Origin of the sequence: Prevotella sp. AM34-19LB, assembly GCF_003468525.1 — a bacterium.
Taxonomy (GTDB): domain Bacteria; phylum Bacteroidota; class Bacteroidia; order Bacteroidales; family Bacteroidaceae; genus Prevotella.
Genome location: NZ_QSIG01000016.1, coordinates 50,225 through 69,651 on the forward strand (window position 1 = coordinate 50,225; position 19,427 = coordinate 69,651).

Annotated in this window: 15 protein-coding genes and 3 pseudogenes; 6 read left to right on the forward strand and 12 right to left on the reverse strand. The window is 46.8% G+C overall.

What is annotated here, in order from left to right; all coding sequences use genetic code 11:
• Nucleotides 1–15 precede the first annotated feature (15 nt).
• The 6 genes and pseudogenes from DW830_RS06715 to rpmH all read right to left on the reverse strand — a co-directional run bounded on the left by DW830_RS06715 (nucleotide 16) and on the right by rpmH (nucleotide 8,218).
• Nucleotides 16–3,258 carry a SusC/RagA family TonB-linked outer membrane protein gene (locus DW830_RS06715; protein WP_119249363.1) on the reverse strand — a complete coding sequence of 1,081 codons (3,243 nt, stop codon included), beginning with the start codon at nucleotides 3,256–3,258 and terminating at the stop codon, nucleotides 16–18.
• A gap of 450 nt (nucleotides 3,259–3,708) precedes the next feature.
• Entirely contained in the window at nucleotides 3,709–4,857 is a 1,149-nt protein-coding gene (locus DW830_RS06720) for a 1-acyl-sn-glycerol-3-phosphate acyltransferase (protein ID WP_119249364.1), read from the reverse strand.
• A gap of 83 nt (nucleotides 4,858–4,940) precedes the next feature.
• Nucleotides 4,941–5,936, reverse strand: a complete 996-nt coding sequence (locus DW830_RS06725; protein WP_089544477.1) for a D-alanine--D-alanine ligase — start codon at nucleotides 5,934–5,936, stop codon at nucleotides 4,941–4,943.
• Nucleotides 5,937–5,941: 5 nt separating this feature from the next.
• Nucleotides 5,942–7,002, reverse strand: a pseudogene (locus tag DW830_RS06730) (RluA family pseudouridine synthase).
• 155 nt (nucleotides 7,003–7,157) lie between these two features.
• On the reverse strand, nucleotides 7,158–7,892 hold the full coding sequence (locus DW830_RS06735; protein ID WP_119249365.1) for a PASTA domain-containing protein: 735 nt from the start codon (nucleotides 7,890–7,892) through the stop codon (nucleotides 7,158–7,160).
• Nucleotides 7,893–8,062: 170 nt separating this feature from the next.
• Nucleotides 8,063–8,218 carry a 50S ribosomal protein L34 gene (gene rpmH / locus DW830_RS06740; protein ID WP_004351099.1) on the reverse strand — a complete coding sequence of 52 codons (156 nt, stop codon included), beginning with the start codon at nucleotides 8,216–8,218 and terminating at the stop codon, nucleotides 8,063–8,065.
• Nucleotides 8,219–8,438: 220 nt separating this feature from the next.
• On the opposite strand from rpmH, the gene efp reads away from it, so the two are divergent.
• The 5 genes from efp to DW830_RS06765 all read left to right on the forward strand — a co-directional run bounded on the left by efp (nucleotide 8,439) and on the right by DW830_RS06765 (nucleotide 12,026).
• The gene (gene efp / locus DW830_RS06745) at nucleotides 8,439–9,005 is read left to right on the forward strand and encodes an elongation factor P (RefSeq protein ID WP_089544480.1); all 567 of its coding nucleotides are present in this window, start codon (nucleotides 8,439–8,441) and stop codon (nucleotides 9,003–9,005) included.
• A gap of 63 nt (nucleotides 9,006–9,068) precedes the next feature.
• Nucleotides 9,069–10,127 (forward strand): glycosyltransferase, encoded by a 1,059-nt coding sequence (locus DW830_RS06750; protein ID WP_119249366.1) that lies wholly within the window; start codon nucleotides 9,069–9,071, stop codon nucleotides 10,125–10,127.
• Between the two features lie 8 nt (nucleotides 10,128–10,135).
• The gene (gene radC / locus DW830_RS06755; RefSeq protein WP_089544482.1) at nucleotides 10,136–10,825 is read left to right on the forward strand and encodes a RadC family protein; all 690 of its coding nucleotides are present in this window, start codon (nucleotides 10,136–10,138) and stop codon (nucleotides 10,823–10,825) included.
• Between the two features lie 102 nt (nucleotides 10,826–10,927).
• Entirely contained in the window at nucleotides 10,928–11,248 is a 321-nt protein-coding gene (locus DW830_RS06760; protein ID WP_089544483.1) for a metal-sulfur cluster assembly factor, read from the forward strand.
• Nucleotides 11,249–11,261: 13 nt separating this feature from the next.
• Nucleotides 11,262–12,026 carry a UDP-2,3-diacylglucosamine diphosphatase gene (locus tag DW830_RS06765; protein ID WP_119249367.1) on the forward strand — a complete coding sequence of 255 codons (765 nt, stop codon included), beginning with the start codon at nucleotides 11,262–11,264 and terminating at the stop codon, nucleotides 12,024–12,026.
• Nucleotides 12,027–12,124: 98 nt separating this feature from the next.
• Here the strand turns inward: DW830_RS06765 and DW830_RS06770 are convergent, their stop codons facing one another.
• The 6 genes and pseudogenes from DW830_RS06770 to DW830_RS06795 form a co-directional block, all read right to left on the reverse strand.
• Nucleotides 12,125–13,171 (reverse strand): sugar kinase, encoded by a 1,047-nt coding sequence (locus DW830_RS06770; RefSeq protein WP_119249368.1) that lies wholly within the window; start codon nucleotides 13,169–13,171, stop codon nucleotides 12,125–12,127.
• Nucleotides 13,172–13,310: 139 nt separating this feature from the next.
• Nucleotides 13,311–14,513 carry an acetate kinase gene (locus DW830_RS06775; RefSeq protein WP_118311449.1) on the reverse strand — a complete coding sequence of 401 codons (1,203 nt, stop codon included), beginning with the start codon at nucleotides 14,511–14,513 and terminating at the stop codon, nucleotides 13,311–13,313.
• A 38-nt stretch (nucleotides 14,514–14,551) separates the two neighbouring features.
• Complete coding sequence (gene pta, locus DW830_RS06780; protein WP_118311448.1) at nucleotides 14,552–15,598, reverse strand: phosphate acetyltransferase; 1,047 nt, start codon at nucleotides 15,596–15,598, stop codon at nucleotides 14,552–14,554.
• A 262-nt stretch (nucleotides 15,599–15,860) separates the two neighbouring features.
• Nucleotides 15,861–16,630: pseudogene (gene cdaA / locus DW830_RS06785) on the reverse strand (diadenylate cyclase CdaA).
• Nucleotides 16,627–17,471: pseudogene (folP, locus tag DW830_RS06790) on the reverse strand (dihydropteroate synthase). The pseudogenes cdaA and folP overlap by 4 nt, the downstream one beginning before the upstream one ends.
• A 223-nt stretch (nucleotides 17,472–17,694) precedes the next feature.
• On the reverse strand, nucleotides 17,695–17,916 hold the full coding sequence (locus DW830_RS06795) for a hypothetical protein (RefSeq protein WP_119249369.1): 222 nt from the start codon (nucleotides 17,914–17,916) through the stop codon (nucleotides 17,695–17,697).
• Between the two features lie 143 nt (nucleotides 17,917–18,059).
• Here DW830_RS06795 and DW830_RS06800 point away from each other — a divergent pair, with 143 nt between their 5' ends.
• Nucleotides 18,060–19,361, forward strand: coding sequence for a UDP-N-acetylmuramoyl-tripeptide--D-alanyl-D-alanine ligase (locus DW830_RS06800; RefSeq protein WP_119249370.1), 1,302 nt, complete (start codon nucleotides 18,060–18,062; stop codon nucleotides 19,359–19,361).
• Nucleotides 19,362–19,427: the final 66 nt, after the last annotated feature.

The following is a 19,427-nucleotide window of genomic DNA, read 5'->3' on the forward strand; positions in this document are numbered from 1 at the left end:
GAATTCAATTTTAGATTAGAACTTTACATTTACACCAACCATATAGGTACGAGGCTGAGGATAGTTACCTACATCAACACCAGTTACCCATGAGTCTGAGCCGATAGCAGTACCATTCTCTGGATCCATACCCTTATAACCGGTAATGGTAAAGAGGTTCTGGGCAGCGAAATAGAGACGGAGCTGCTGGAATGGGCTGCTCTTCCAGATCTTGGTGAAATCGTAACCTACGGTCAGATTCTGAAGACGGAAGTAGCTGGCATTCTCAATGTAAATATCAGAAATGGTCTGCCAGTTTGGACCTGCATTCATGTGGGCGAGCAAAGGATACTTGTTGGAAGTTCCCTCACCATGCCAGTAGTCATACACCTCTGTAGTGAAGTTCTCGTACTCACCATCGGTGAACTTGCGGAATGAACGAGCCACCTGCTGACCGAATGCTCCAAAGCCTGTTACAGAAAGGTCGAAGCCCTTGTAAGATGCACCGAGAGTGATACCCATGGTTACATCTGGATGTGGATCGCCAAGTTCTGTCTTATCGTCATCATTGACAACACCATCGCCATTTACATCCACAAACTTCAAGTCACCTGGCTTGATACCGGTACCCTGCTTTGAGTTAGCGGCATTGCCCTTGCAGTTTTTGTCAAGGTAAGCCTGAACGTCTGCCTCATTCTGCATCACACCTTCTGTCTTGTAGCCCCAGAAATAGCCGATAGGATGACCTTCCTCGAAACGAGCCATATAACCGGTATTCTGAGCCAAGAGGTCATTACCACCATTGTTGTACTTCTGGTTAGACTTCACCTCAGTTACCTCATTGTGGTTGTAAGCCATATTCCAACCTACGTTGTACTGGAAGTCCTTACCAATCTTGTCGTTCCAAGAGAGAGAAAGTTCAATACCCTTGTTCTCAACAGTACCGGCATTCTTCATCTGGGTAGAGAAACCGGTTGTAGGATCTACAGGAACAGCAACCAGCAAGTCCTTAGTCTTCTTGTTATACCAATCTGCTGTAAAGCCCAAACGACCATTCAGGAAGCGGGCATCCAAACCGATGTTCAACTGCTCTGAAGTCTCCCAAGTCAAATCCTCGTTAGACAGACGGGAAGGAGCTGCACCGGCAACATACTGATCAGGATTACCATTGAAGGTATAAAAGCTACTGGTATCGAATGCAAAAGCACTCTGCCACTGGAAGTTGTTAATGGTCTGTGCATTACCATTCTGACCCCAACCTGCACGAAGCTTCAGGAAGTCGAGCCATGATACAGTCTTAGCCATGAACTTTTCGTTAGAGATAACCCAACCAGCAGATACAGATGGGAAATAACCCCAACGCTGACCTGGAGCGAACTTAGAGTTACCATCGGCACGCATGATGGCAGAAAGCATGTACTTCTCATCGAAGTTATAGTTGATACGACCGAAGTAAGACATACCGCGAGAGTCATCACAAGGTGTACCTGTAACGGCTGCAGCATTGTTATTCTTCATATAGGTCATATAAGCATGAGTCATATCACCGAACACCGAATTAGAAGAAGTAGCATTCAAAGAGAAGCCGAAGTCTGGACGGCTCTCGCTATACTCTGTACCTACCAGGACATCGAAGTTGTGCTTCTTCTGCAGATCGAACTTATAGCTCAGGGTGTTGGTTGTACTCCACCCCCAGCTTGTGCTCATGTTATTCGTAGCCTTATCCTCTGTGCGGAAGCCATCGGCATTGGTTCTGTTGGCATCAAATACAGGAAGGAATGCACGCCAGGTAGATGTTCCCTGGTTATAGTTCAACTGTCCACGGTAAACCAGATTCTTGATTGGCTGGATCACCAGATAACCAGTAACATGCAGATTCTGGTTGATGCTCTTGTTGTGACCAGACTGCTGGTTCAACATCTTATAGACAGGGTTTACAGAATAAGAATTGTAATTATCAATCCAACCCTTCAAATCCTCAGCCTTGGTATAGCTGCCATCTGCATTATACATAGGAATCGTAGGGTTGGCGCGGAGCATATTAGAAAGCTCATTGCTATACTGGTTACCAATCTGGATACCCTGATTCTGCTTGTGCTGATAGTAAACATTCTCACCAATCTTCACAACATCCATACCCTTTTCTGTGCGATAGATAACATGCTCAGAATTGATACGGAAGGTGAAACGGCGGTAGTCTGACTTCACGAGATTGCCAAACACACCATCCTGATACTGATAACCGGCACCCATAGAGAAGGTAGAACGGTCGGAACCACCAGTAACGTTCAGGGAATGACTTGTTGTAACGGCATTCTTGTTGCGGATAGCCTCTACCCAGTTGGTTCCTTCGTTAGAACCATCCATATAAGAGTTGTAGAGGTCTTCACCCATAATGCTCTTCCAATCCCAGCCACTTTCGCCACTGTTGAAACGCACCTGATCCATTACCTCCATATACTGCTTAGCTGTCAGCATCTTTGGCATGCGATATACGTTAGCCCAACCTACGTTGGCATCGTAAGATACCTGGATCTTACCCTGCTTACCCTGCTTGGTAGTTACAAGGATAACACCATTGGCAGCAGCAGAACCGTAAATGGCACAGGATGCGGCATCCTTCAAAACGTCGATACGCTCGATGTCGGCAGGGTTCAAGTTGTTGATATCACCTGCTACACCATCAATAATATACAGAGGAGCTGTGTTGCCGTTGGTACCAGCACCACGGATAGAAATTTTAAAGCCATCACCAGGCTGACCGGAAGCCGCCTGAATGTTAACACCAGGAGTCTGGCTCTGCAAAGCGCCCAACACCTGCGTGGTATTCATCTTCTGAATATCATCACCCTTCACCTCAATGGTAGAACCGGTAACGAGCTTCTTTTTCTGAACACCATAACCTACGACAACAACTTCTTCGAGAGTCTTGTCGTCTGTCTTCATTGTGACGTTAAAATTAGACTGATTACCTACAACGATCTCCTGCTTCTGGTAACCGATATAAGTAATAACAATAGTAGCACCAGGCTTCACGTTCAAGACGAAGTTACCATCCAAGTCGGTAACTGTACCATTTCCGGCATTACCTTTCTCTACTACACTTGCACCGATGATAGGACCTTCTGCGTCACTAACATTACCGGTAACCTTCTTAGACTGCTGTACTGAGTTAACAGCAAAATTTGGAGATGTTGCCAAAGCTTCAGTTGTGTAACTCAAGCCTAAGGATGCCAACGCTCCAACAAGCAGCACTGATTTTCTTAAGTTTAGATTCATACTTATGTACTTTCTAGGTTTGAATAGAATAAACATTAACTTAATTGACTAGCAAATAGCCACACTCTCTTATCTCCCTGCAACTACCAGCTGCACGGAAACACTCCTTCTTTCATTTTAAGCTGAATTGATACTCATAGGTCATTACTTTTTATTTTGTTAGTTTTGTTATTTTAGCTGTATTTCAAGCGAAACGATGTGGGTATCTTTTAGTGGTATCGCTCACATTCGTATCACCGCTGCAAAAGTACAATACTTTTTCGAAAAAAGGTGATACTTTTTTACTCAATTCGTGTATTATTCGTAAGAAAGGTTATTTTTTTAAGAAAAAGTCGATAAACACGAAAGATTTATTAACTTTCGTGTTTATCGTACACTAACTTTTTAACAATATCAATGGTACATTTTTGCGTAAAAAGCAATAAAGTATCATTATTTTGCGGACTTCACCTACTTTGCAGCAAGGAAATTGCGCACAGGATTGGCATACATTGCTAAAATCTTCTCCTTCAGGAAGGCTTCATCCTTGTCAGGAAGTTCAATCTTTGCCAACTGTCCTGCGATATATTTCTCGAAGCGATCCTTATCTTCCGGTGTATATTCTGAAGCATGAGCCTCAGTATTCTCCAAGAGATCGAGCGCCACATAATTGCCAGGATAGAGACGGTAGTGGCTATGTATCTCATGATCAAGATGGGCAGCAATGGTATTGAAGAGTTCCTGCTTCGGCATCTCAGGGTCGAGGGTATCCAGATACTCATCGATACATGAGGATGCATGATAATGCACATGTCCCTTGTAACCGAAGATACCTGTCTGCATACTTACGAGATCATCCATAGGTCCCTTCTTCCATCCTTCCACGTCACGCTTCTGCTGATACTCCTTAGCCTTGAGGAAGTCGCAAGGATCATACTCATAACTGATAGACAGCGGTACGAGATGGAGCTGCTTCAATCGTTCGATAATGCTGCCTTCACCGCCCATCGCCATCATCTGGAGGATGCTCTTCTGGGTACGGTCATCGCTATCCTTGGCTCTACCCTCTCGCTGGGCAATCCAGATATTCTCGTTCTTCTCCTTGATGGCAAAGTGCATATAGTCGGAAAGGCGCTTGCTTGACATCAGCATCTGGCGCATGCTCAGGGCACGCTCCACGATAAACGCCTTGTTGACACGTACCAGGTCTTTTACCCAAGGAAGCGACAGAAGATTATCTCCGATAGCAATCTCGCAGGTGGTCTTGAAGCCATTGTCGATAAGCATTACATCGAGGATTGCTGAATCGAGCACGATATCACGATGGTTACTGATGAAGGTATAGTTGCGGGTATTATCGATGGCTGCGCAATCCATCTCACAACCCGTTGCAGCCTTCTTCAGGATGCCTTGAACAAAATCGTAGGCGAAAGCCAACTGGAAGTCGAGATTGGTCTTGCAAGCCTTCAACTTCTGGGCAATCATCTCAAAAGGAACTTGTGGATAAAGATAAGCAAGTACTTGCTTGAACTGTTCGTTTGAAAGCAAACGGTCGAACACCTCAGGAAGGTCTTCTGGCTCCCAAGGTCGAATGGTATCAAATTCTTGAGGGATCTTCATAATATATACCTTTTTAATATATACCTTTTAATATATATGGCTCTGCGAGAAAGTCGCAGAACCATATATGTGATTTATAAATTCTAGAACTGATTCTCCACGATGTCGCTGAGCACATCCTTGATGTCAAGGCCTGCAGCGCGCACCTGCTGAGGAATGAAGCTGGTAACGGTCATACCTGGAGTGGTATTGATCTCCAGCATATTCACCTTGTCCTTACCGTCCTTATCCTTAGAGATGATATAGTCGATGCGGATGATACCATTGGCATGGAGGATATCGTAGATGCGGGATGTGGTCTTTGCCACCTCTTCTGCAGTCTCAGGAGAGAGACGGGCTGGAGTGATTTCCTGTACCTGACCATTGTACTTGGCATCATAGTCGAAGAACTCATTGCTGGTTACCACCTCTGTAGCTGGCAAGACAACAGTCTTCTCGGCTGTCTTGTAGATGCCCTGAGAAATCTCAGTACCATCGAGGAACCCTTCAATCATCACCTCGTTGCTCTCCATGAAAGCTACACGGAGAGCTGGAGCCAACTGGTCAGCATTCTTCACCTTGCTCACACCGAAGCTACTACCGTCGGCAGCAGGCTTTACGAAACAAGGCATACCGATGCGCTCGGCAATCTCGTCCTCATCATACTGTTCGCCACGACGGAGCAAGATACTGTCAGCCACGTTCACACCGAAACCACGCAGGTAGTTGTTGAGCACATACTTGTCGAATGTCATAGCCTCTACCAGCACACCGCTTGTAGAATATGGCAAGTGGATGAGGTCGAAGTAGCCCTGCATCACACCATTCTCGCCAGGCTGTCCGTGGATGGTGATATAAGCATAATCGAAATAGATATGCTTGCCATCTTTCACAAACGAGAAGTCGTTCTTGTCAATATCAATAGTCTCACCGTTATCTAAAGCCACGTGCCAGTCGGTGCCCTTTACATCGACGAGATAGATATGATAACGCTCCTTGTCGAAGAATGAGTACAAACCCTGACCTGAGCGCAAAGAAACATCGTGCTCAGAAGAATCACCACCACATACGATGGCTATCGTTCTCTTGCTATTTTCCATAATCTCTAAATATTTTTGAATGTATCTTTTGTGGTGCCTGCGATGAAGCCGCGCCACTTTTCTATTAATTGTCTAAAATCTTCCGGCCACTCACTGTCGAAGTCCATCTGCTGCTTGGTAACAGGATGCACGAAACCGAGGGTCTTGGCATGGAGAGCCTGACGTGGGCAGAGCTTGAAGCAATTCTGCATGAAAGCCTTGTAGCTGCTGCTGCGCTGACCTCTCAGGATCTCGGCACCACCGTAGGCTCATCCATGAAGAGCGGATGACCAATCTGCTTCATGTGGGCACGGATCTGATGGGTACGACCTGTTTCCAGGATGCACTGCACCAAGGTGGTATAGCCGAAGCGCTCCAAAACCCTATAATGAGTAACCGCACTCTTGCCAATACCGCTATCCGGATCGAATACCTTCATACGGAGACGATTCTTGGGGTCACGGCCGATATTACCCTCGATGCGTCCCTCATCTTCCACGATATTACCCCATACCAGGGCGTTGTAGCTGCGATGGGTAGTCTTGTTGAAGAACTGCTTGCCCAATGCCGTCTTTGCCGTTGGAGTCTTGGCTACCACGAGCAATCCGCTGGTATCCTTGTCGATGCGATGGACCAGACCCACTTCCGGGTCGTTGGCATCAAACTCAGGCATATCGCGCAGGTGCCAGGCCACAGCCTGAATCAGGGTACCATGGAAGTTTCCGGCTCCCGGATGAACCACCATTCCTGCCTCTTTGTTAACCACCATCAACTGGTCGTCTTCATAAACCACATTGATGTCGATTTCTTCCGGCTTGATGCTTGTTTCATGACGAGGGCGGTCGAGCATCAGCGTAACGATGTCGTTCGGGCGCACCTTGTAGTTGCTCTTCACCGGTTTACCGTTTACATGAATGAATCCGGCATCAGCAGCCTGCTGAATGCGGTTGCGGCTCTGGTAAGCCATCTTATCAGCCAGATACTTGTCTATGCGGACAGGATCCTGGTTGGCATCCACCTGCACCTTCCAGTGCTCGTAGAGGTCATCGCCTCCTTCGCCAGCCGGAACAGCTCCCTCTCCCTCCATCTGGAGTTCATCATCAAGTTCATCCAAATCTCCTGCATCATCAAAACCGAAGTCATCCTCTACAGGAGCATATACCTTATTATATATATAATCTAAAAATATCATTCGTATTACTATTGAATTCTTCACTCATCGTTCTTCACTTTTCATTTCTCCTACTCCACCACCTCTTTCTGCTGGTGTTCGTGTGTAGCAGGGGCTGTTTCTGTAGATTCAGTTCCCGGAACCACCTCGAAGTTATCTTCGGTGCTTTCAGTACCATCACCTTCTCCCTCCATCACATCATCGTTCTCGTGATAGACAGGATCCACCATATCGAAGGAGTCGGTAGTGTCGCGCTGACCATTACCTACCTGAATGATGAGCACATCATCGATAGAAACCTTATCGCCAGCCACCACATGCCTGCCCTTAACGAGAATACCATAAACCCAGTCTTCCTCGCCAGGTATGTATTCCGGTGAACCCAGCTTGAATCCCATGGCGGTCAACTTAGCCATCGCCTCTCTCAGAGAACTGTTGTCGATGACATCAGGAATGGTGATGCGAGGAGAATGGTTGGAGTTGATCGTGACATAGATGATATGTCCCGACTTTACCACCTCTCCGAACACCGGCGTCTGCTCCAGGATACAATCGGCAGGGAGCGAACGAACATATCCGGTATCCGAAACCACAATTTCCAATCCGGCATCATCAAGGATGCGGGTGGCATCATTGATATTCTTGTATCTGATATCCGGCACACGGATGGCCTCACCATGATGGGTGTAGATATCGATGCCGAACTTGACACCGACGCAGAGCAAAACCAGCACCAGGAACATGGCGCCCAGGTTGCCCCAGAGATACTTACTCTTAAACTTATTTATAAACTCAGATGAAGTCATTCTTTCTTTTTTGGTGCAAAGATAGGAATAATCGAAGACAATACAAAATAAAACGCCAAGTTTTTGCGTTTCATCACAATATAAAAAGTCATAAAAACACAAAAAGCAGCAAAGAATCTCTCCTTGCTGCTTTTAATGTCATCGTCGAAGACGAATTTCCCTATCGGAAATTACTTTCCGTGGTGCTCGTCAGAAACAGTTAACTTCTTGCGGCCATGAGCACGGCGAGAAGCCAATACGCGACGACCATTCTTTGTTGCCATACGCTCACGGAAACCATGCTTGTTCACGCGACGACGATTGTGAGGCTGAAATGTTCTTTTCATTTTTCTTATTTATTTTTTAATTAATATTCTTCACAAAAGAGCAAAATACGCCCTTTTTGGGCTGCAAAATTACGCATAATTTCTCAAATAACCAAGAAAACTACCAAATTTAGCTTAAATATTTATGTTTTTTTCGATTTTCCCTTTGTTTTTTCATCATTTTGCCGTAACTTTGCACCCGATTACGAGAATAATAATAACATTCAAGATAAAACAAGAAATGATTAATTCACAGGAAATTAAGATTGGAACTTGCATCCGCATGGATGGCAAAGTATGGGTTTGTATCGACTTTCAGCACAGAAAGCCAGGTAAAGGTAACACTGTAATGAACACTAAGTTGAAGAATGTTGCTGACGGCCGCGTGCTGGAGCGTACATTCCAGGTTGGTTTCAAATTGGAGGATGTTCGCGTTGAGCGTCGTCCTTATCAGTACCTCTACGAGGACGCTACTGGTTGCATCTTCATGAACCAGGAGACTTTCGAGCAGGTGCCTATCGCTAAGGAGAACGTTACTGGCGGTCAGTATATGAAGGAGGGTGACGTAGTTGAGGTTGTTACTGATACTACAGACGGTACTATCCTCTTGGCTGAAATGCCAGCAAAGACTACCCTGAAGATCACTCACTCTGAGCCAGGTGTAAAGGGTAACACTGCTACCAACGCTACCAAGCCAGCTACTCTCGAGACTGGTGCTGAGGTTCGCGTTCCTTTGTTCGTTAACGAGGGCGAGACCATCCAGGTTGATACTCGTGACGGCAGCTACCTCGGTCGTGTAAGCGAGTAATCCGTCTTTCAACAAGAAGATTACGCTCTTATCGAGCAAACTTAACCCTTAATAGTAAGAAGAATGAAATATTCCATCATAGTACCAGTATTCAACCGTCCTGACGAAGTGGACGAACTGTTAGAGAGCCTTACCCATCAGACGGAGAAGGACTTCGAGGTTGTCATCGTAGAGGATGGCTCACAGACTCCCTGCGAGGAAGTGTGCAAGCGATACGAAAACCTGATGGATATACATTATTACTATAAGGAGAACTCTGGTCCGGGTCAGAGTCGCAACTATGGTGCCGAGCGTGCCAAGGGCGAGTATCTGCTGATACTCGACAGCGACGTAGTCTTGCCAGAGGGCTATCTGAAGGCTGTAAGTGATGAGTTGAGCCGTGAACCTGCCGATGCTTTCGGCGGACCAGACAAGGCACACTCATCATTTACAGATACTCAGAAAGCCATTTCTTATTCCATGACTTCTTTCTTCACCACCGGTGGTATCCGTGGCGGAAAGAAGAAGATGGATAAGTTCTACCCTCGTTCATTCAACATGGGCATCCGCAGGGATGTTTATCTCAAGTTGAATGGCTTTTCAAACATGCGTTTTGGTGAGGACATCGATTTCTCCATCCGTATCTTCAAGGCAGGCTGCCGTTGCCGTCTGTTCCCTGAAGCATGGGTATGGCATAAGCGCCGCACCGATTTCCGCAAATTCTGGCGACAGGTATATAACAGCGGTATCGCCCGCATCAACCTCTACAAGAAATATCCCGAGAGCCTCAAGCTCGTACATCTCCTGCCGATGGTCTTCACCGTGGGCGTGATAGGTACGCTCCTTCTGCTCTTCTTCGGTTTCTTGCCGTATATGCTGGGCACCGTCCACGTATTCCCTACCCTGGGCAATGCGATGGCAGCATTGGGCTGCATCGGCCTACTTGGCATCATTCTCTATATCATTGCGCTGTTCATCGACAGCAGCAGGGAGAATCACAGTGTGAAGATTGGCGTGCTGAGCATCCGTGCCGCCTTCACCCAACTGATGGGTTACGGCTGCGGATTCCTTTCAGCCTGGTGGAAGAGATGCCTGCTCGGACAAAGCGAATTCAGCGCATACAACAAGACTTTCTATAAATAGATCACACTATGAGTGAGAAGCTTTCTATTTCGCAATGGGCAGAGGAAGACAAACCTCGTGAAAAACTGGAGCGACTAGGAGCATCAGCACTATCCAATGCCGAACTGCTAGCCATATTAATAGGTTCCGGCTCTCAAGACGAGAGCGCAGTAGATTTGATGAAACACATCATGAAAGACTGCGACAACAATCTCAATACTCTCGGCAAGATGACAATCAAGGAACTCACCCGCTACAAAGGTATGGGACCTGCGAAAGCAATTACCGTGCTTGCAGCCTGTGAGCTGGGGAAGCGTCGTGCCCTTGACAAGATAGGCTATCGCCCGGATTTGGGTTCTTCTCTCGCCATCTACAACTATATGCTCCCCAAGATGCAGGATCTCAATACCGAGGAAGCATGGGTATTGATGATGAACCAGAATTTCAAGCTCATCAAGGCTTCCTGTATCTCGCACGGAGGCATTACGGAAACTGCCGTGGATATCCGACTGCTCATCAAGGAAGCCGTACTCAACAACGCCACCATCATCGCCTTCTGTCACAACCATCCGAGCAACAGTCCGCTCCCCAGCAAGGCAGACGACCAGCTTACCCTTCAGATTCAGAAAGCCTGCGAAATCATGCGCATCTTCTTCATGGACCACGTCATCATCACCGACGGAGCCTTTTATTCCTATCACGATAAAGGGAAATTATAGACTTTTTCCGGTATTATTAAGCAGGCACGAAGAAAAAAGTGTCTTTTCGTTTTGTATTGTCCCCATTTTGCAGTATCTTTGTAGGCAAAAACAAAGATTATTATGACACAAGAAGAAAAGACAAAGATAGAAGAAAAGATCGTAGATGTTCTCAAGACCGTTTACGACCCTGAAATACCTGTGAATATCTGGGACCTCGGCATGATTTACAAGATAGACGTAAAAGACGATGCTACCGTAGATCTTGACATGACCTTCACTGCCCCATCCTGCCCTGCTGCCGACTTCATCCTTGAGGATGTGCGCACCAAGGTGGACAGCGTGGAAGGCGTAAAATCTGCCAACGTCAACCTCGTATTCGAACCAGCCTGGGATCAGAGCATGATGAGCGAGGAAGCTCGTGTAGAACTCGGTTTTGAATAAAAAAGAATCGCTTATGAAAAATGTATATTTCCTCTCTGATGCGCATCTCGGCTCGTGGGCAATCCCACACGGCAGAATGCAGGAACGCAGACTCGTACGTTTCCTCGACAGCATCAAGCACAAGGCTGCAGCCATCTATCTGCTGGGCGATATGTTTGATTTCTGGAACGAGTATAAATATGTGGTACCGAAAGGCTACACCCGATTCCTGGGTAAGCTCTCGGAGTTGACGGATATGGGAGTGGAAGTACATTTCTTCACCGGCAACCACGACTTATGGACATACGGCTACCTGGAAGAAGAGTGCGGACTGATCGTTCACCATAAACCACAGACCGTGGAAATTTACGACAAGGTGTTCTTCCTTGCCCATGGTGACGGACTGGGTGACCCGGACAAGAAGTTCAAGCTCCTGAAGGCGATGTTCCACAACCGCACCTGCCAACGGCTGCTGAATGCCATACATCCACGCTGGGGATTGTCTTTGGGACTGAACTGGGCGAAGCATAGCCGTCTGAAACGTGCCGATGGCAAGGAAGAGCCTTATATGGGCGAAAAGAAAGAATTCCTGGTACGCTTTGCCAAACAGTACATGCAAAGTCACAAGGATATAGACTACTTCATGTTCGGACACCGCCACATAGAGCTGGACCTGATGCTGAGCAAGAAGACCCGCCTGATGATTCTGGGCGACTGGATATGGCAGTTCACCTATGCCGTATTCGATGGCGAACACATGTTTATGGAAGAATATGTGGAAGGCGAGAGCCAACCATAACAATCAATAAGCTACAAGAATAAAGGGCAGCCCGATTTGGACTGCCCTTTATTCTTATCACACGAATCTTATAGTTCTATTGTAATCTTGTTTTATTCCTATCGCTGGATTCTTCCTCCCGAAGAAGTCATATTACTGATGATTTCCTCTTCAGATACCAGATTCTGATCGCCCGGAATCGTATTCTTGATGGCACTTGCCGATAGAGAGAAATCCAGGCAATACTGGTTCTCATCGCCCCACTTCTGGTGAGCGTGGATATAGGCAGCAATGAAGGCATCGCCTACACCCATCGGATCAACGATAGGCTGTATGTCGTAGATTCTCGTTGTATAGAGCTGATCCTCTACTGCATCATAGAGCAGACCGCTCAAGGTATGATGGCTGCTGGCAATCTGGTTTCTTACAGCCATCACCATCTTCTTGCATTTAGGGAAGAGACGGTGCATCTTGCGGAAATACGACAGATAAGCCTCCCTGTCTATTACATAATTCTCATCCAAAGCCTCGAAAGGAATATGAGGCACTCCACTGGCTACCTCCCACTCATTCTGATCACCGAAGATGATGTCGCTATACTGCATCATCTGGAAGAGCACATCGTGAGGTTCCAGACCATATCCCCAGAGATTCTTGCGATAGTTGATATCGCAGGCGATGGTCAGCCCATCAGCAACCGCCAGCTTGATGGCATCCATGGTAGATTCCATCGCATCACGACTGATGGCGCAGGTAATACCTGAGCAATGGAATACGGCAGCATCAGCCAGTACCTGATCCCATTTTACCATACCACGCTTCAAGGAATAGAAAGAAGAGTTCTTGCGGTCATAGACTACACGGGAGTTGCGCATCGCCACTGCTTCCTCGAAGTAATAGGTACCGAGACGATCGCCACCACGCACCACATGAGAAACATTCAAACCAAACTCCCTGAGATGCATCAGCGCAGCTTCACCCATCTCGCCGTATGGCAATCGGGTTACATACTCCACGTTATCGCCCAAATGAGCCAGAGAGATGGCTGCATTTGCCTCGCTGCCACCATAGTTGCCGAACATACGGTGACCTTGGAATAACCGTTGATAACCAGGCTTAGATATTCTAAGCAATATTTCTCCGAAAGTTACAATCTTTGTTTTCATAATTCTCAAAATTTAAGAGATGCTTCCATCCTCATCAGGCAGGAGCCTCATCATGTAATAATGATAAGAAAGAAATAAGGTGAAGACCATCCATTGCTGTCTTTAGTCTTCACCTTATATTATATAGTATTGTGTGGAATTACTTCTTGGAAACCAATTCCATTGTATCGCGAGCGATAACAATCTCCTCATCGGTAGGAACTACAACTACCTTCACCTTGCTGTCATCGGTAGAGATGATAGCTTCCTCACCACGAACCTTGTCATTAACCTCCTTATTGATCTTGATGCCAAGATACTCCAGGTTCTTGCAAGCTTCCTCACGGAGATCGGTCTGGTTCTCACCAACACCAGCTGTGAATACGATAGCGTCAACGCCACCCATAGCTGCTGTGTAAGCACCAATGTACTTCTTGATGCGATATTCGTACATACGGAGAGCCAGCTGAGCCTTCTCGTTACCCTCGTTGGCAGCGTTCTCGATGTCGCGCATATCAGAAGAAATACCTGTGATACCGAGCACACCACTCTTCTTGTTCAGGAAGTCAGCCATCTCCTGTGGCTTCATGTTCAACTTATCCATCAGATAAGTAACAGCAGAAGCATCGATGTCACCACAACGTGAACCCATCATCAAACCAGCCAATGGAGTCAAGCCCATTGAAGTATCCAATACCTTACCATTCAATACAGCAGCTACAGAGCCACCGTTACCGATGTGGCAAGTGATGATCTTAGAGTTGTTCTGGTCGAGACCGAGAATCTCGCAAACACGCTTAGAAACATAGCGGTGAGATGTTCCGTGGAAACCATAACGGCGTACATGATACTTCTCGTACAACTCGTAAGGAATGGCATAGAGATAAGCATAGTCTGGCATTGTGCTGTGGAACGCGTTGTCGAATACGCAAACCTGAGGAGTGCCAGGCATCAATGAATCTACGGCACGGATACCCTTCAGGTGACCTGCGTTGTGAACAGGAGCGAGGTCGCAAAGTTCCTCGATACCATCCTCTACGCTCTGGTCAACGATGACACTCTCCTTGAACTTGTCACCACCCTGCACTACGCGGTGACCTACAGCGTCGATTTCCTTCAAGTCCTTGATGGCGCCGATTTCCGGGTCGAGCAGGCACTTGAACACGAAGTTCACACCTTCCTTGTGGTCAGGCATGTCGTGCATGATCTGCTTCTTCTCGCCATTAGGCAATTTAACCTTGATGAAAGCGTTATCAAGACCGATACGCTCTACACCACCCTGTGCCAATACAGACTCATCGTCCATATTATATAACTTGTACTTGATAGATGAACTACCACAGTTCAGAACCAATACTTTCATAATGTTTAGTTTGTAATGTTATAAATAAAGTTAGTTGATTAAGCCTTCTTTGCATCCTGTGCCTGGCAAGCTGTGATAGCTACCATATAGTAGATGTCATCTACAGAGCAACCACGAGAGAGGTCGTTAACAGGACGAGCGATACCCTGGAGGATAGGACCGATAGCGATGGCACCACCCAGGCGCTGAACGAGCTTGTAGCCGATGTTACCTACCTCGAGGTTTGGAACTACCAATACGTTAGCCTTACCAGCTACCTCAGAATTTGGAGCCTTCTTGGCAGCCACCTCAGGAACGAGGGCAGCATCAGCCTGAAGCTCTCCGTCGAGATGAAGCTCTGGGAACTTCTCCTTAGCGATAGCAACAGCATCCTTTACCTTGTCGATGATATAAACGCTCTTGCCTGTCTCCTTGTTGATAGCATCCTTGGCACTACCCATTGTTGAGAAGCTCAGCATGGCAATCTGAGGATCAGCAATACCAGCTACTGACTGAGCAGTATGAGCTGTTGTATAGGCAATCTGAGCAAGCTGGTCTGCTGTAGGGTTTGGAGTTACAGCAACGTCACCCATTACCACTACGCCATCCTGACCATACTGCTTCTGGTCTGAGATAAGCAACATAGCACCACTTACGCAAGTGATACCTGGAGTACACTTGATAATCTGGAGAGCTGGACGAAGAGTATCGCCAGTTGTGCTCAATGCACCAGAAATCTGACCATCAGCACCCTCTGTCTTGATAATCATGCAACCGAGGTAGAGGTTGTTCTTAGTTACGAGTTCACGAGCCTGCTCTATGGTCATGCCCTTCTTCTTGCGAAGTTCAGCGAGCTTCTCAGCATACTCCTCTGTCTTAGGGTTGTTTTGTGGATCAACGATAGTAGCCTTGTCGATGTTGTTAAGACCCCACTGTGCAGCGAGATTCTTAATGTTGGCAGGGTTACCGATGAGGATGATGTCTGCGAGATCATCAGCCAGAACTTTATCGGCTGCTTTCAATGTACGCTCCTCTTCTGCTTCAGGGAGCACGATGCGCTGCTTGTCAGCTTTAGCGCGAGCTACGATTTGCTGTAATAAATCCATTTTATTTCTTTATTTATATAATTTTGTTATCTTCGATAGTAGATTTGTCAATCTAATAAAGAGCTACGGCTTGTTTTTTGCCGTTTTGCCATATCGACTTTGCAAAAGTACATATTTATTTTGAAATAACGCCCATTAATATGTGTAAAAAAAGCTAAAACGGGAGATAATCATTATCGCAAAGGTTTACGTAGTAGGAAAAGTAAAGAATTAAGAGTGAAGAGTGAAGAATTCATGTGCTTTCCTTCTTCACTCTTCGCTCTTATAACATTTCCTGAGTGAGGATGCTTTCCAGTTCCTCGGCAGAGAGTCGGAGCTTGAATTCGCCTTTGATGGCTACGCTGATTCGTCCCGTCTCTTCAGAAACGATAACGGCAATGGCATCACTGCTCTGCGAGATACCCAGGCAGCACGGTGGCGGAGTCCCAGTTCCTTGGGAATATCCAGGTTGTGACTCACGGGGAGGATACAGCCTGCAGCCATGATTCGCTTGTTACTTACCACCATGGCTCCATCGTGAAGAGGCGAATTCTTGAAGAAGATGTTCTCTATCAAGCGCTGGTTGATTTTGGCATCTATCTCCTCGCCAGTATCCATGATATCCTTCAAAGGCACACCTCGCTCTATCACGATGAGGGCACCCACATATTTCTTAGCCATGCTCATGCAGGCAAGCACGATAGGCATGATCGTCTCCTTGTTTGCCTCCTTCTGACTTTCCTTGCTGGAGTGGAAGAAGCGCACCAGCCGGCGCATACTTTTCTGCGAACCAATCTCATAAAGGAATCGGCGGATGTCTTCCTGGAAGATGACAATGAGGGCGATGACTCCCACACTCACCAATTTATCCAGGATAGAACCCAGCAGACGCATTTCGAGTACCTGGCTTACGAAAAGCCAGATCAGTACAAAAAGCATGATGCCCACGAAGATGTTCAATGAGCGGGATTCCTTCATCAGGCGATAGACATAGAAGAGCAGCGAGGCTACCAGGAGTACGTCTAACGCATCTTTGATTCCAAACTCTATCATACGCTGCCCTCCTTCATGGCTTCTACGATTTTCACAGCCTCAGCCGCTTCCTTCACATCGTGTACACGAAGGATGCTGGCTCCCTTCATCAGGGCAATGGTATCAAGCACGGTGGTTCCATTGAGCGATGTTGTGGCATCGCCACCCAGCAGCTTGTAAATCATACTCTTGCGTGAGATACCCACAAGCACAGGAAGTTCCAGTACGTTCAACTTCTCCATCTCATCATAAATCTGATAATTCTGAATGAGATTCTTGCCGAAGCCGAAACCCGGGTCGAGGATGATATCCTTGGCACCCAGATCACGCAACTGCTGTACCTCTCTGGCAAAGCCTTCATCATCGTAGCAAGCGTTGGCTGCACTGACATTAATATATAAGGTACCTTCAGTTCGCCCACCACCCGGAACATTTCAGGATATTCCTCCTGTCTCTGCTCCAGCGGCACATTGGCGATGCCTGTGATTCCACCTTCTGATACATCGTTGATGATATCGGCTCCCCACTCCTCGATACACTTGCGTGCCAAGGTAGGGCGATAGGTATCTACGGAGACGGCAGCATCCGGTTGCTCCCTGCGAACGATGTCGAGAGCAAACTTCAGGCGTCTTCCCTCCTCCTCTTCCGATACTTCATCGGCACCGGGACGGGTGGAGAATGCGCCCACATCAATGATGCTTCCACCTTCTTCTATGATTTGATTAGCTCTCTGAGCTATCTCCATTTCTGTCTGTTTTCTACTGCCAGAGTAGAAGCTGTCGGGCGTAACATTCAGGATGCCCATCACCTGAGGGGTACTCAAATCCATCAAGCGCCCCTTGATATTAATCGTATATTCCATTGGATTATAACTCTTTAAGCCATTTTTCGCCTGGCTTGGTGTAAGTTCAGGCGATAAAACTTAGGCTAAAAATTGAGCAAACTAAAAAGAACAATGCCAAATAGCTCATAATACTACAATTCTTTAAGCCACTTTTCGCCTGACTTTGTATAACTCCAAGCAATAAGAGCAATAACAACAATAGAAGTTATCATAAAAAATAACGCTAAATAACTCATAAATCCTAATATTTTAAAATTCTATTGGCAAAGTATGCACAGACAATTGTTGCAACTGCGCCAAAAACTAATACGGAAATATCACCTGATGAAGCCGTTCCTTGCAAAAACGGCAACACACCTCCAACCCCAGTTCCCGTAAATATCAACTGGGATAGATTATAGAAATAGCCTGCCAGCTTTTCCTTCCTCACTTTCGTTTTATCTTTTTCATCTCTACTACCCATAAAAAGCCTCGCTTTCCTAAGATATATCGAATATTTCTGCAAAAATAGAAAGAATATTCGAGATTACCATCATTTTTTGGGAAAATTGTTTGTTATGTCCATAATTTAGATTACTTTTGCACTCAAAACAACAGTTATAGACTATGGATATTTCAGAACTCTATCAGATTTACCAAGCGCACCCAGTGATTACCACTGACAGCCGCGACTGCCCAGAGGGCAGCATCTTCCTGGCTTTGAAGGGCGCATCGTTTGATGGCAACAAGTTTGCCGACATGGCTTTGGAGAAAGGCTGTGCCTATGTGATTGTTGATGAAAAAGAGTATGCCAAGGAGGGCGATGAGCGCTATATCCTCGTAGAGGATTGCCTCACCACCTTCAAGGAATTAGCCCGTGAACATCGCCGCCACTTCGATATTCCAGTGGTAGGCATCACCGGCACCAACGGAAAAACTACCACCAAGGAACTCGTCTCTGCCGTTCTCGGCGAGAAGTTCAACGTGATGTTCACCCAGGGTAACTTCAATAACGACGTAGGCGTACCAAAGACCCTTTTCCGTCTCTCTCCGGAAAACGAGATTGCCGTTGTAGAAATGGGCGCTTCCCATCCAGACGACATCCGAAAGCTCGTGGAATACGTGGAGCCAACCTGCGGTATGATTACCAATGTGGGCCGTGCCCACCTGCAGGGATTCGGAAGCTTCGAAGGCGTGAAGAAGACCAAGGGGGAACTCTATGATTACCTCGCAGCCAACGATGCCCTCGTCTTCATCAACGCAGATAACGAGCATCTGATGCAGATGGCTGAGCAGCGCAACATCAACCGCCTCATCACCTACGGCAAGGATGAGAACTGCGATGTATGGGGAGAAGTCATCTCCTGTGCTCCTTTCCTGAAGTTCCGCTGGCGCACAGAGAGTTTCGACTGGCATGAGGTTCAGACCCATCTCATCGGCTCTTACAACATAGACAACATGCTTGCAGCCATCACCATCGGTCTTCATTTCGATGTAAAGCCTCAGCAGATTGACCATGCCCTGGAGAATTACATCCCGAGCAACAACCGTTCGCAGTTGGAAGAGACGGCACACAACAAGCTGGTGGTAGATGCCTACAATGCCAATCCATCGAGCATGGCAGCCGCCATTGAAAACTTCCGCGTGATGGATGTGCCTCATAAGATGGCGATTCTCGGACAGATGGGCGAGCTCGGCGAAGTGAGCCACGAGGAGCACCAGAAGGTAGTAGATCAGTTGCAGGCAGCCGGTCTGGAGAATGTATGGCTGGTAGGCGATGAGTTCAAGGATATTCCATGCAGCTACCGCAAGTTCCAGAATGTAGAGGAAGTGAAGGAAGCGCTCAAGGAGAACCAGCCTCACGACCATTACATCCTCATCAAGGGCAGCAATAGCGTGAAACTCTTCCAGCTTCCGGAGTTGTTATAAGAAGAACTTTCAGAATGAATAAAATATAAAAGCAAAAAAGCCTTGCGGGATTCCGCAAGGCTTTTT